11 protein-coding genes are annotated in these 12,500 nt (G+C 74.9%); 5 read left to right on the top strand and 6 right to left on the bottom strand.

Translation table 11 applies throughout. The features are described 5' to 3' along the window. Nucleotides 1-263 precede the first annotated feature (263 nt). Nucleotides 264-1,238 carry a pseudouridine-5'-phosphate glycosidase gene (locus ADK55_RS22720; protein WP_053681557.1) on the top strand — a complete coding sequence of 325 codons (975 nt, stop codon included), beginning with the start codon at nt 264-266 and terminating at the stop codon, nt 1,236-1,238. Then, nucleotides 1,235-2,263 (top strand): carbohydrate kinase family protein, encoded by a 1,029-nt coding sequence (locus ADK55_RS22715; RefSeq protein WP_078999298.1) that lies wholly within the window; start codon nt 1,235-1,237, stop codon nt 2,261-2,263. The genes ADK55_RS22720 and ADK55_RS22715 overlap by 4 nt, the downstream gene beginning before the upstream one ends. Before the next feature lie 81 nt (nt 2,264-2,344). Here ADK55_RS22715 and ADK55_RS22710 read toward each other — a convergent pair whose 3' ends face one another. Then, nucleotides 2,345-3,007, bottom strand: a complete 663-nt coding sequence (locus tag ADK55_RS22710; protein WP_234350207.1) for a hypothetical protein — start codon at nt 3,005-3,007, stop codon at nt 2,345-2,347. Nucleotides 3,008-3,174: 167 nt separating this feature from the next. Next, a complete protein-coding gene (locus ADK55_RS22705; protein ID WP_053681555.1) occupies nt 3,175-3,819 on the bottom strand; it encodes a uridine kinase in 645 nt (214 codons plus the stop codon). 93 nt (nt 3,820-3,912) lie between these two features. On the opposite strand from ADK55_RS22705, the gene ADK55_RS22700 reads away from it, so the two are divergent. Beyond that, complete coding sequence (locus ADK55_RS22700) at nt 3,913-5,358, top strand: WGR domain-containing protein (RefSeq protein WP_053681553.1); 1,446 nt, start codon at nt 3,913-3,915, stop codon at nt 5,356-5,358. A gap of 45 nt (nt 5,359-5,403) precedes the next feature. Here the strand turns inward: ADK55_RS22700 and ADK55_RS22695 are convergent, their stop codons facing one another. Beyond that, on the bottom strand, nt 5,404-5,772 hold the full coding sequence (locus tag ADK55_RS22695) for a cupin domain-containing protein (RefSeq protein WP_053681551.1): 369 nt from the start codon (nt 5,770-5,772) through the stop codon (nt 5,404-5,406). Nucleotides 5,773-5,911: 139 nt separating this feature from the next. Between ADK55_RS22695 and ADK55_RS22690 the strand changes: the two genes are divergently transcribed. Then, nucleotides 5,912-6,592, top strand: coding sequence for a DUF2293 domain-containing protein (locus ADK55_RS22690; protein ID WP_053681549.1), 681 nt, complete (start codon nt 5,912-5,914; stop codon nt 6,590-6,592). On the opposite strand, the gene ADK55_RS22685 is transcribed toward ADK55_RS22690, so the two are convergent. Beyond that, complete coding sequence (locus ADK55_RS22685; RefSeq protein WP_323181918.1) at nt 6,589-7,260, bottom strand: chaplin; 672 nt, start codon at nt 7,258-7,260, stop codon at nt 6,589-6,591. The two genes, ADK55_RS22690 and ADK55_RS22685, sit on opposite strands and share 4 nt — an antisense overlap. A gap of 195 nt (nt 7,261-7,455) precedes the next feature. Between ADK55_RS22685 and ADK55_RS22680 the strand changes: the two genes are divergently transcribed. After that, complete coding sequence (locus ADK55_RS22680; RefSeq protein ID WP_053681545.1) at nt 7,456-8,010, top strand: HAD domain-containing protein; 555 nt, start codon at nt 7,456-7,458, stop codon at nt 8,008-8,010. Nucleotides 8,011-8,322: 312 nt separating this feature from the next. On the opposite strand, the gene ADK55_RS22675 is transcribed toward ADK55_RS22680, so the two are convergent. Continuing rightward, a complete protein-coding gene (locus ADK55_RS22675; protein ID WP_053681543.1) occupies nt 8,323-9,528 on the bottom strand; it encodes an SWIM zinc finger family protein in 1,206 nt (401 codons plus the stop codon). After that, nucleotides 9,525-12,371, bottom strand: coding sequence for a DEAD/DEAH box helicase (locus ADK55_RS22670; protein WP_053681541.1), 2,847 nt, complete (start codon nt 12,369-12,371; stop codon nt 9,525-9,527). Before ADK55_RS22670 ends, ADK55_RS22675 begins: the two co-directional genes overlap by 4 nt. Nucleotides 12,372-12,500 lie beyond the last annotated feature (129 nt).

Raw genomic sequence — 12,500 nt, 5'->3', positions numbered from 1 at the left:
CGGGGCGACCAGAGCGTCCAGCGCGGACGCGCCGGACGAGGCATCCTGTCCACCCCGCCGGGGTCGGTGTCCGCCGGGTTTCGGCCAGGACGGCGGGTGCGCACCTCTGTCGCCGCGGTGCGTGTCCGGATGGCGGGCGTCGTGCCGCGCGGGCGCGTTCAAGGGTGGGGCGGGCGGCGCGCGGGGCGCGGTACTCGGACAGGTTGGCGCGGGAGTGACGGGAGCGCGTTTGGGGGCGCGAATCCGGTGCCATGGATGGGTGCATGCCACAGCACAGAGCATCCGCGCCCACATCCGCGTCCGCCGTCCCGGCCTCGGCGCTCTCCTCGGTACCGGTCCTTTCAGAGGAGGTACGCGAGGCGCTGGCCGCCGGGAGGCCCGTCGTCGCCCTGGAGTCGACGATCATCGCGCACGGCCTGCCGCGCCCCCGCAATCTAGTGGTGGGCGCCGAACTGGAGGCCCTGGTCCGCTCCGAGGGGGCGGTTCCGGCGACGATCGCCGTGGTGGACGGAGTGGCGTACGCGGGCCTCGACAAGGGGCAACTGGAGCGGATCGCGGGCGGCGAGGACGTGCGCAAGCTCGGCCACCGGGATCTGGCGCCCGCCCTCGCGACGGGGGCGACCGGGGCGACGACGGTCTCCGCGACCGCCTTCCTGGCGGCTCGGGCCGGGCTGCGCGTCTTCGCCACGGGCGGGCTGGGCGGGGTGCACCGGGAGTTCGCCCACACCCAGGACGAGTCGGCGGACCTGTCGCTGCTCGCGCGCACCCGGATCACGGTGGTCTGCGCGGGGGTGAAGTCGATCCTGGACGTGCCCGCCACGCTGCAACGGCTGGAGACCCTGGGCGTCGGGGTGCTCGGGTACGGGACGGACCGCTTCCCCGGGTTCTACCTGTCCAGTTCCGGCGAGCCGGTGGACTGGACCGTGCACCGTCCCGAGGAGGTGGCGGCGGTGATGGCGGCTCAGGACGCACTCGGAGGACCGGAGTCCGCGCTGCTGGTGGCCCATCCGGTGGCGGAGGCGGAGCAGCTGGATCCGGAGCTGCACGACCGGGTGCTGGCGGAGGCCCTCGACGCGTGCCGGGAGCGGGGCATCACGGGGCAGGCGGTGACCCCGTTCCTCCTGGGGTTCCTGGTACGGGCCACCGGCGGCGCGTCGTTGGAGGCGAACCTGGCGGCGGTGCGGGGCAACGTCCGGCTCGGGGCCCGGATCGCGGGGGCCTGGGCGGCCCGCGCATGACCGGGCGGGGGGTGACCGGCGCGGACTCGACGGCGACGGACGCGACGGTGACGGACTCGACGGACGAGGGGACGGGAACGGGTGCGACGGGGACGGCCCCGCGGGGAGCGGCCGCGAGCGGGGCGGGCGGGGCGCCGGGCGCGCTGCTGGTCGTCGGGGACGTGGTCACGGACGTGGTCGCGGTGCACACGGAGCCGCTCGCGCCGGCCACCGACACGGTCGCCCGGATCCGTACCCTGCCGGGCGGGGCGGGCGGTAACGCCGCCTGCTGGGCGGCGCACGAGGGCGCCCCGGAGGTACGGATCCTGGCGCGGGTGGGCGCCGAGGCGGCGCGGTGGCACGAACGGGCGCTGGTCGACGCGGGGGTCCGCCCCAAACTGGTCGTCGACCGGGGGGAACCGACCGGGACGGTGGTGGCGCTGGTCGGCAAGGACGCGGAGCGGACCTTCCTGACGGACAGCGGGGCGTCCCTGCGGCTGTGCCCGGCCGACTGGGCGCCGGCCCTGCTGGACGGGGCCGCGCACCTGCACCTGTCGGGGTACCTGTTCTTCGCGGACAGCAGCAGGGAGTTGGCGAGGGTGGCGTTGAGGGCGGCCCGGACCCGGGGGGTGCCGGTGAGCGTGGACCCGGCCTCGGCGGGGTTCCTGGCCACGCTGGGCCCGGAGCGCTTCCTGGCGGCGGTGGCGGGCGCCTGCGTACTGCTGCCGAACGAGGACGAGGCGAGGCTGCTGGCGGGGCTCCCGGAGCCGGCCGGGGTGGCCCGGGCGGCGGTGGCACTGAGCCGCCGGGTGCCGCTGGTGGTGGTCACCCGGGGCGCGGCCGGGGCGCTGATCGCCGAGGGTGGGCGCATCACGGCCGAGGTCGACGCCGAAGCCGTCGAGGCGGTCGATTCCACGGGTGCGGGGGACGCCTTCACCGGCGGCTTCCTGGCGGCCCGGCTGGCGGGCGCGACCCCGGTGGAGGCGGCCCGCGCGGGGTGTCGAGCGGCCGCGGTGGCGGTCACCCGGCTGGGCGGACGTCCGTAGGGCCGTCGCCCTCGACCCCTCACACGCCCCGGTGTCGACGGGACCCGGGGCGGGTCGATCAGGGCCGCCCCGGGGGCGGGTTCACGGGGTGAACACCTGGTCCAGGGTGTCGATCCCGCCCTTGCCGCCGAGGTGGTAGCGGAACACCAGGCCCTGGTTCGGGTGGGCGACCAGCCACTCGATGAGGGCGTCGAGGGTGATCGGTTCGTTCTCCGTGCTCTCGACGATCGGAGTGACGGCCGTGATCTTCGCGTCGTCCCGGATCGGGATGAACGTCTCCTTGCCGACCGTCTCGAAGGGGGCGCCGTCGGAGTCGGGGGTACCGCACCCCCAGTTGCCGTGCTTGACGATCAGGCTGTGGAAGCCGCCCTCGGGCGTGTACCGGTTGACGGCGATCTCGTCGGGCGAGATCGGCATCTTGTGGTCGCAGGTGGGCGCGGGCGACTTGGGCTTGCCCGCCGGGGTCGCCTTGGCGGTGGCCGGGGCGGTCGGCTTCGCGGAAACGGCGGACGCCGACGGTCCGGCGCCGGCGGGCGGGGTCTGGGTTCCGGCCGGGGGCGCGGCCCCGGCCGGGGAGGTGCTCGGGCCGGCGGGGCTCGCTCCGGAGGGCGTGCCCGCGGCGTCGGTGCCGCCGTCCTCGCCGTTGCAGGCGGTGAGGGTCAGGGCCGCGCACAGGGCGAGCGTCGTGAGCGTCCACCCCCGCAACCGTCTCGGTCCCTCGACCGTACCGCCGCGTCCACCCATTGCCGTCTCCCTCTGCCAAGGCGCCACCCGGTGGCCGCCGTCGAAGCGTGGCGACAACGTAGCCGCGACTGTCGGCCACGACGATGGCCGATTCCCGTTCGTCACCGACCGGGAATCGCGCTGTTGCCGATCCCGGACGTCCGTGACCCGGTGGATGCCTCGGCGTGTCAGTCCGCGAGTCCCGTCCAGGCCGGGTGGCGGGGGTCGTCGGCCCTGACGACCGCGTCGGCCAGGCCCACCGGGTCGGTCTCGGCCTCGTAGCGGGCGAAGGCGGGCAGCGTCCAGCGCGCGGACTCCTCGGTCCTGCGGGCGAGGGCTCCCGGGGAGAGGCGGATGTGCACGCCGAGGTCGAAGGGGAACCAGTGGCCGAACAGCAGCGGTCCGTGCACGATCAGCACGCCGCCCGGCGGGAGTTCGACGTAGGGGCTGCGGGTGGCCCGGTCGGTCGCCGGGTCCCAGAGATCGGGCAGCACCCGGCCGCTGCCGTCGGGGTCGGTGGGGCCGAACACCTCCCGCCAGAGGGCGGCCGTGTCGTACCAGCCGGCGAGGTACGCGTCGACGTCCTGCCGGCCGAACTCGAAGCGGAGGGAGGCCGGCCGCAGGAACCCGTCGGCCGGGACCGTCATCACGGGCCTGCCCCGACCGCGCAGTTCCTCGGCGAGCCGGTCCGCGAGCACGTCCGTTCCGGCGGCGGGCGCGCCGTCGATGCCCACCCGCTGCCAGGGCCCCCCGCCGGGCCCCTCGGACCGGTCCTCCAGACGCCCGGCGAGCCGCTCGGCCATCCGCTGCCATGTGATCGCTTCCAGCTGCACGAGCCCATTGTCAGTGGCGGGTCCTAACTTTTTCCACGAGGGATCACCGGCGCGAAACGGAGTCGTCGGCCCGACCGCGGGGAGGGGTCTGTCATGGCCGGCGAGACGACGTACATGGAGCTGTCGCAGGACGACGGCGGGGCGCACAAGTTCTACGAGGTGACGGTGGACGGCACGGCCGTCACCGTGCGGTACGGGCGCATCGGCGCGGACGGCCAGGTGCAGAACTCCTCCTTCCCGACGGTGGAGAAGGCCCGCGCGGCGGCCGCGAAGAAGATCGGGGAGAAGGTCCGCAAGGGCTACGCCCCGGCGGTTCGCGGTGCCCGCGCGGCGCGGTCGGTGACCCGCAGGCAGGTGACCTCGGCCCCGTCGACGGCGCGCGCGGTGGCTCCGGTGCTGTGGCGTTTCCGCACGGGCTCCTCGGCGTTCGGGATCCACGTGGACGAGGACCGCTGCTGGGTCGGCAACCAGTCGGGAGACGTCTACACGCTGAGCCACGGCGGCGAGGTGCTGGCCCGGTACTCGCTGCCGGACGGGGTGAAGTGCCTGGTGGCGGACGAGTTCTGGATCTACGCGGGCTGTGACGACGGCACGGTGTACGACCTTTCGTCGAAGGTGCCGTTCGGGGCGTACGACATCGCCGCGGACGTGGACATCTTCTGGCTCGACATCCGCGAGGGCGTGCTGAACGTGTCCGACCGCAGCGGCGGCCTGACCGTCATCGACCACGAGGACGAGTTCCAGTGGTCGCGGCGCTCGTCGGGGTCCAACGCCTGGATGGTGCGGGCCGACGAGCGGGCGGTGTACCACGGCCACAGCAAGGGCGTGACGGCCTACGCCCCGGACGGCGGGCGGGAGTTGTGGCACACGGCGACCGACGGTTCGGTGCTGTTCGGCTGGCAGGAGGACGACGCCGTGTACGCGGGTACCGGGCGCAACACGGTGCAGCGGCTGTCGAAGGCGACGGGCGCGGTGGAGGCCTCGTACCGGTGTGACGCGGCGGTGTACTCGTGTGCGACCTCGCCGGACGGGCGGCACGTGTTCGCGGGTGACCTCTCCTCCTCCGTGTACTGCTTCGACGCGGACGGCCGGCGGCTGTGGAAGCTGGGCACGGGCAGTGGGTCGGCGCTGTCCATGCAGTACCTCGACGGGCGGCTGTACCTGGTCACCACGGACGGTTCGCTGGTGTGCGTGGACGCGAGCGAGCAGGCCATCACGGCCGCGCAGCAGGGTTCGGTGCCGATGGCGGTGGATGTCAAGTCGGCCGCCGCGCTGCCCGTGTTCACCCCGGCCGCGTCCGCCTCGGCGGTGGCGACGATCTCGGTGGCCGCGGCGCCGGCGGGCGGTGTGGTGGTGGAGTGCGTCCAGCAGGGCGGGCGGACGCGGGTGCAGGTGGTGTCCGACGGCTTCGAGTCCGGCTGGAACGTGCAGTTCCCGCGCGGGATCCGGGAGGCCGGCGCCCGCTACGTGGTGGAGGGGTTGCATGCGGCGTCCGGCGGTTTCTACCGGGTGCGCGGGGAGATACGCCGACTGGTCTGAGCCTGCCGTGGGGTGCGCCGCACTCGACCGGCCGGTGCCACGGAGTCATCGGGCGTGCCCCGGGCACGGGCACGGCCTGGCACCGGACGGGGCGGGCGTGGCCACCGACCAACGGGCTTCCTCGGCAAGGGCACAGGTCACGTGGAGCACGACCGGTTCGCTGCCCGGGTTGCGGCCGAGGTGGACGTGGTCACTGCCCGGGGGCTCGACGAAGGTGGCCCCCGCCGGGTGCGTCTCGACGGATCCGTCGTCCAGGATCCGGGTCAGCGTTCCGGAGGTGACCACCACCATCAGCGGCACGTCGTGATAGTGCCATCCCGTGCACTGCCCCGACTCGATCACGATCTCCCGGCCCGTGAGGTCCGATCCGCCGCTCGCCCTCGGCCGTCGCGCCGTCGCCTGCCGCCCACCCATCGATCCTCCTCCACGGGGCCATCGCGGCCCGGCCGCCTCACGGTAGGAGGAGATCATGACGTCGGGGAAGAACCGATGAAAGGACAACAACCCAGCCCGACAAGGTGATAGGAGGACCGCGGCGCGGTATCACTCCGTCATGAGTGTTGTCGTGTTCGAGTCGCACAAGCGGATCCACTGCGCCGAGTGCCGGCAGGGCCCGCTCCGACTCCTCGTCCGCGAGGCGGGGGTGCCCCGCTGCCTGGACTGCGTCGACCTCGGCCATCTGGTCTACCTGCCGCGCGGCGACGCGGCGCTGACCCGGCGTGCGCGGGAGGCCAGTTCGCTCTCCGCCGTCGTGGTGCGCCGGCACAAGCGGCGCCATCGCCACGAACGCCAGGGCCTGTTGGTCGAGGAAGCCGCCCTGGCCCGCGCCGAGCGCGCCTGCCTCGCGGACGCCGAGGTGCGGGCCCGCCGCCGGGACCGCGACCGGCTGCGCCGCGCGGCCGAGGACGTCCGCTTCACGGCGGCCTTCACCGCCGAGATCCGGCGGCTGTTCCCCGGTTGTCCGGAGGAACGCGCGCGGTCCATCGCGACGCACGCCTCGCTGCGCGGCAGTGGCCGCGTGGGTCGAACCGCCGCCGGCCGGGCCCTGGACGAACTGGCGGTGTCCGTGGCGGTGCGGGCGGCCGTACGGCACCTCGACACCGAGTACGACGCCCTGCTCATGGCGGGAGTGCCGCGGTTCGCCGCCCGGGCCCGGCTGGCGGAGCGGATCGACGCGATCCTGGACGGCTGGCGGGCGGCGTCCGGGGAGCCGGTCCAGGCCGAGACGATCTAGACGGAGCCCTGGGTACGGAAGCGGCGGTACATCAGCGCTCCGCCGAGCAGCAGCGCGCCACTGCCGGGGATCAGGTAGCCGAGGCCGTCGGACCCGGTGTGGGCGAGGGCTTCGGTGTGCCGGGGCGGCGTCTGCGGGGTCTGCGGCGCCGGCGGCTTCACCTGCGTGACGGGCGCCGGCGGGATGACGACCGGGGGCTTGACGACGACGGGCGGCTGGACCGGCTTGCCACCGCTGGGCTTCCCGCCGTTGACGGAGGTGTTGCCGCTGGAGGGGTTGCCGATTCCGACCACGTTCACGGAGTTGCCGCTGACGTTCAGCGGGAGGTCCACGGGGAGCTGGATGCCGTTGCCGGACAGCAGTCCGGGGGAACCCTTCGTCTGTCCGTCGGCCACCGCTCCGCCGCCGTTGGACGTGCCGGCCTTCGTGGAGGACGAGGAGTGGCCCTGCCCCGAGGCGCCCGGGCCGGAGCGGGCGCCGCCGCCCTGGGAGGTGTTCGCGCAGCGGTTCCCGGCGGCGGGGTTGAGAAGCCCGACCACGCTCACGGTGTTCCCGCACACGTTCACCGGTGTGTTCACCGGCAGTTGCACCAGGTTTCCGGCGAGCAGGCCCGGGGAGCCCTCGGCTCTGCCACCCGCGTCCGCGTCGGCGTAGGCGAAGCCACTCACCCCCGCGACCGCCAGTCCACCTCCCGCAACCACCGCCGTGATCAAGCCATTGCGACGACTGTGACGCATCAGTTTCCCGCCTTCCGGAGAAGTCCGCGGGCGACTCACCCGCACCGGAAACAACGCCGTAACCCCATTCGGGTTATAGCGCTGATGGGCATTTCACCCCATCGTGTACGGGGTAATGCCTATCTCATGATGAACAGCCCGCTGCTTCTCCTCGATGTGGACGGCCCTCTCAACCCCTTCCGGTCACGGCTCGCCGGGCTGCGCGGGTACGACAGCCACCGGATGCGTCCCGAGATCTGGATGTCCCGCCGCGCCCCCGATTCGCGCAGCGCACGGCGCGGGCTCCGGGTCCGCCTGCACCCCGCCCACGGCGCCCGGTTGCTGGCCCTGCCCTACGAACTCGCCTGGGCGACCACCTGGATGCACCAGGCCAACACCATGATCGCCCCGCGCATCGGGCTGCCCGGTGATCTCCCCGTGATCGAGTGGCCGGAGCTTTTCGCCCACGATCCCGACGGCCTTTCCTGGAAGACCCGACCGCTCCTCGCCTGGGCCGCGGGCCGTCCGTTCGCCTGGGTCGACGACATGATCAACCCGCGGGACCGGGCCTGGGTCGCCGCCCATCACCCCGCCCCGGCCCTGTTGTTGCGCGTCCATCCGCGCCACGGGCTCCGCGACCGCGACTTCGCCGCGCTCACCCGCTGGGCGACGCACCTCGAACGGCCCGACGCCCCGGCCTGACGAGCCGCGCCGCGACCGGAGGCCACGGACCGACGCCCCGGCCTGACCCGCCCGCACGGACCGACGCCCGGGCCTGACCGCGCCACGCCACGATGCGACGCCAGGACCCGACGCCCCGGCCTGACGACCCGACACCGCGCCCGGACGCCACGGACCGAGGCCCCGACGCGGCGGCCGGACCTCGTCGAGCCGCACCACCGTGCTCGGGACGACGTCGGCCGGACCCCGACGCCGGACCGTTTCGGCCGGATACCGCCGGACGGCGTCCGCGGGCGTCTGATCTGCCCGGAGGCATCGGTTCCGTCAGGGCCCTCAGCGTTGCAGGGCCGCCACCGGGTCCGTGGACGGCCGGCCGGAGGGCCACCAGTCGGCGTCGTCGAGGCGGGACTCGTAGGGGTACCAGAGTCCCTCGCGGCCGAGCCGGAGCTGACGGGTCCCGGCGGTGAGGCGGTTGCGGTCGGGGCGGTACAGGCCCCGGCCCGCGGCGAGCAGGGCCGGGCGCGCCCGGTCGAAGGGGCCGGCCGGCGGGTCCCAGGGCTCGTCGAGCACGGACAGGCCCGGCAGGCCCCCCTGCCGCCAGGCGGCCGCGCCCCGGGTGAGGTCGGTGGTGGTCCGGCCGGTGGCGCGGGCCAGGTCCCGGTAGAGCGTGCGGGCGACGCCGGTCAGGCCGGCCGTCGGGTGCGCGGAGGCCAGTCGGACGGCGTCCTGCCACAGGGTGAGGCCGGCGATCGGGTCCTCGCCGGTCGCCAGCAGCGCGAGGGCGCGGGCGCCCGCGTCCGTCGCGAGCTGGTCCAGGGCGAGCGGGTCGGGCGCGGCGGGGTCGGCCGGGTAGGCGGGCGGCAGCCCGGGGGCGGCCGGGGCGCGCATCGGCGCCGGCAGCGGGGGCAGTACGGTGCGGGCCACCGCCGCGCGGGCGGGGATCCCGGGGAAGTCGGGGGTGGTGTCGGGCTGTTCGCGGGCGGCGTGGGCGGCGTTGCGCCGGGTCAGCTCCTCCAGTAGTTCCCGCTCCCCGCGTCCGCGCAGGAGCAGCAGCACGAACGGGTCCTCGTCGAGCAGTCGGGCCGCCCGGTAGCAGAGGGCCGCCGCGTGCTTGCACGGCGGACGCCCCACGTCGGGGCAGGAGCACCGCGCGAGCAGTTCGCCCGGTCCCGGCAGGATCGTCTCCGCGAGGGATTCCGGGACCTCTCGTTCCAGCAGGGCCGCGAGAGCCGCGGGGTCGGCGGCCACCGTCTCCAGGACCTCGCCCCACTCGGCGTCCGCGAAGGCCGGCAGTGCCAGTTCGGTGCGGTACGGGCGGGGCCTGCTCCCCCGGACGTACGCCACGATCCGACCCGGGGTGATCGTCACCGCGTCGACGTGGCCCTCGGCGGCGTAGGCGCGCCCCCGTACGAGGCGGGCCGCGTCGGGGGCGCGCTCCTCCAGCGCGACCACCCAGGCCCGACCCCACCAGGTCGTCGCCTCCAGCCCGGCGGGCACGGTCTCGAAGGTGCGCCGGCGATCGTCCCGCGCGGTGATCATTCGGGCCTCCGCAGGGACACCAGGTCGGCCAGTTCACGGTCGGAGAGCTCGGTCAGCGCCGACTCGCCGGAGCCCAGCACGGCATCGGCCAGGGCCCGCTTCGCCTCCAGCATCTCGGCGATCCGGTCCTCGACGGTGCCTTCCGCGATGATCCGGTGCACCTGCACGGGCTGGGTCTGGCCGATGCGGTACGCGCGGTCGGTGGCCTGCTCCTCCACGGCGGGGTTCCACCAGCGGTCGAAGTGGATGACGTGTCCGGCGCGCGTGAGGTTCAGGCCGGTGCCCGCCGCCTTCAGCGACAGCAGGAACACCGGCACCTCGCCCGCCTGGAACCGGTCCACGAGTTCCTCGCGGCGCGCCACCGGCGTGCCGCCGTGGAGCAGTTGGTGCGCGATGCCGCGGTTCGCCAGGTGCCGCTCGATGATGCGGGCCATCGTCACGTACTGCGTGAAGATCAGCACCGAGCCGCCCTCGGCCAGGATCGTGTCCAGCAACTCGTCCAGCAGCGCGAGCTTGCCCGAGCGGTGCGGGATCCGGGGCCGCTCCTCCTTGAGGTACTGCGCGGGGTGGTTGCAGATCTGCTTGAGCGAGGCCAGCAACTTCATGATCATCCCGCGTCGCTCGATGCCCTCGCTCGTCTCGATCACGGCCATCGCCTCGTCCACCGCCGCCTGGTACAGGGAGGCCTGTTCCCGGGTGAGCGACACCGGGTGGTCGGTCTCGGTCTTCGGCGGGAGTTCGGGGGCGATGCCGGGGTCGGACTTCTTGCGCCGGAGCAGGAAGGGCCGTACCAGCGCGGCGAGTCGGGCGACCGCCTCGTCGTTGCCGCCGTCCTCCTCCTGCTGGTGCTCCACCGGTCGGGCGTGGCGCGCCCGGAAGGTGGTGAGTGGGCCCAGCAGCCCGGGCGTGGTCCAGTCGAGGAGAGCCCACAGCTCGGAGAGGTTGTTCTCCACGGGGGTGCCCGTCAACGCCACCCGGGCGGGCGCGGGGATGGTGCGCAGGGCCTTCGCCGTCGCCGAATGCGGGTTCTTCACGTGCTGGGCCTCGTCCGCGACGACCATGCCCCAGCGCTGCTCGGCCAGGCGGGCGGCGCCGGCGCGCATCGTCCCGTACGTGGTGAGCACGAACCCGCCCGCCCGGTCCAGCCCTTCGAGGCTGCGGCCGGCGCCGTGGAACCGGCGGACCGGGGTGCCGGGCGCGAACCGCTCGATCTCCCGCTGCCAGTTGCCCAGCAGCGAGGCCGGGCAGACGACGAGGGTCGGCTCGGCCCGGTCCCGGTGCAGGTGCAGCGCGATCAGCGTCACCGTCTTGCCGAGGCCCATGTCGTCGGCCAGGCAACCGCCGAGACCGAGCGAGGTCATCAGGTCCAACCAGGCCAGACCGCGTGCCTGGTAGTCGCGCAGGGTCGCCTTCAACGCGGCGGGCTGCGGCAACGGAGCGAGCTCGCCCGTGAGTCGCTCCCGCAGTGCTGCGAGCGCCCCCACCGGGATCGCCTCCACCGGCTCGCCCTCGACCTCGGTCGTCCCCGTCAGCACGGCGGCCAACGCGTCCACCGGGTCCAACAGGCCCAGCTCCCGCTTGCGGGCCTTGCGCACCAGCTCGGGATCCACCCGCACCCACTGGTCGCGCAGCCGCACCACGGGCCGGTGCGCCTGAGCGAGCGCGTCCATCTCCCCCGGGGTGAGCCGGTCACCGCCGAGGGCGAGTTCCCACGAGAAGGCGAAGAGCTGCCCCGCGTCGAAGAAGGCCGTGCCGTCGGTGGCGGAGCCGGGCGCGGTGGACCGCACCACGGCGGAGGCGGACAACGTACGGGCCAACTCGCGCGGCCAGTGGACCAGGACCCCGGCGCTCGCCAACCGGGTCGCGGCGGCGCCCAGCAGGTCCTCCAGATCCGGATCCGACAGGGCCAGGGCGTCGGGCACCGGCTGGTCCAGCAGGCGCAGCAGCGGCGGCCACACCCGGGCGGCCCGGCGCAGGGCGAGCACGGCGTCGATCCGCGCCCGCGGACCGAACCCGGCGGCGGCCGTGCCGGCCCAGAGCGCGTCCGCGTCGGCGACGAGCGTCGGGTCCGCGAGGCTGTGGACCTGGACCACGGCGGCCCCGGCGCGCCGCACGTCCTCGGGCTCGGCCTCGTCGAACAGGCGGAAGGAGGACAGGTCGAGCCGCAGCGAGATCCCCACCCCGGTGTCGGCGCCGGCCGCGACCTGGGTGGCCCACTCCCGTATCCCGGGGACCCGCTGGGGCTCCGACGCGGCGAACGGCCGCCCGGCGGCCACCGGGGCGGCCGGGGTACGGGGCAGGCCGTCGGCCACGGCGTCCAGGAACGCCCGGACCAGGGCCTCCGGTTCGGGGAGCGTCACCGGGCGGCGGCCGGCGAGCGGGGCGGCGTACGACTCGTGGGGCAGGGCGGCCGCGACGGCGCGCACGTACGCGATGTCCTCGGCGTCGAGCGGGCCGACCCGCCAGGCGTCGACGCCCTCGGCGGTCACCCCGGGGAGCAGTCGGCCGCGGGCGACCAGGCTGAGTGCCTGGGTGGCGGCGGTGGCCCAGGCCCGCGTGGCGGGGGCGCAGACCGCGGCGGGGTCGCGGGACGCCCGGACCAGCAGGGGCAGCGCGTCGACGACGGGCAGGGCCACGGCCGGGACGGTCCGGGCGCGCACCCCGCTGCCGTGCGGGCGGACGACGCTCAGCTGATGCGGGGTCCCGACCTCGGGAAGGAGCACGCCGTCGGGTGCCCAGAAGACGAGCCGGCCCCGGCGGGGGACGGCGTCGGGGAGGAACACGCAGGCGTGCCGCAACAGCGGGACGAGGGGATCCGCCGGTGGCGGCGGTGGCGGCGTCACGGTGGATCCTCCCTTCCCGGTGTCGGCGGTCGCGTCTGCCGTCGAGTCTAGGTGGGGCCACTGACAGCGCCGGTGCCCCGGCCGGGCGGTGGCCGGCGGCCCGCGCGGGGCGCCGGCGGCCGGTCCGGG

Origin of the sequence: Streptomyces sp. WM4235, assembly GCF_001279725.1 — a bacterium.
GTDB lineage: Bacteria > Actinomycetota > Actinomycetes > Streptomycetales > Streptomycetaceae > Streptomyces.
This window is presented reverse-complemented; position numbering and strand designations above follow the sequence as displayed.

Bases quoted from the DNA above. Each gene is read 5' to 3' on its own strand.
- ADK55_RS22700 (WP_053681553.1), top strand. From the start codon at position 3,913: ATGGCCGGCGAGACGACGTACATGGAGCTGTCGCAGGACGACGGCGGG.
- ADK55_RS22710 (WP_234350207.1), bottom strand. From the start codon at position 3,007: ATGGGTGGACGCGGCGGTACGGTCGAGGGACCGAGACGGTTGCGGGGG.
- ADK55_RS22695 (WP_053681551.1), bottom strand. From the start codon at position 5,772: ATGGGTGGGCGGCAGGCGACGGCGCGACGGCCGAGGGCGAGCGGCGGA.
- ADK55_RS22690 (WP_053681549.1), top strand. From the start codon at position 5,912: ATGAGTGTTGTCGTGTTCGAGTCGCACAAGCGGATCCACTGCGCCGAG.
- ADK55_RS22720 (WP_053681557.1), top strand. From the start codon at position 264: ATGCCACAGCACAGAGCATCCGCGCCCACATCCGCGTCCGCCGTCCCG.
- ADK55_RS22675 (WP_053681543.1), bottom strand. From the start codon at position 9,528: ATGATCACCGCGCGGGACGATCGCCGGCGCACCTTCGAGACCGTGCCC.
- ADK55_RS22680 (WP_053681545.1), top strand. From the start codon at position 7,456: ATGATGAACAGCCCGCTGCTTCTCCTCGATGTGGACGGCCCTCTCAAC.
- ADK55_RS22715 (WP_078999298.1), top strand. From the start codon at position 1,235: ATGACCGGGCGGGGGGTGACCGGCGCGGACTCGACGGCGACGGACGCG.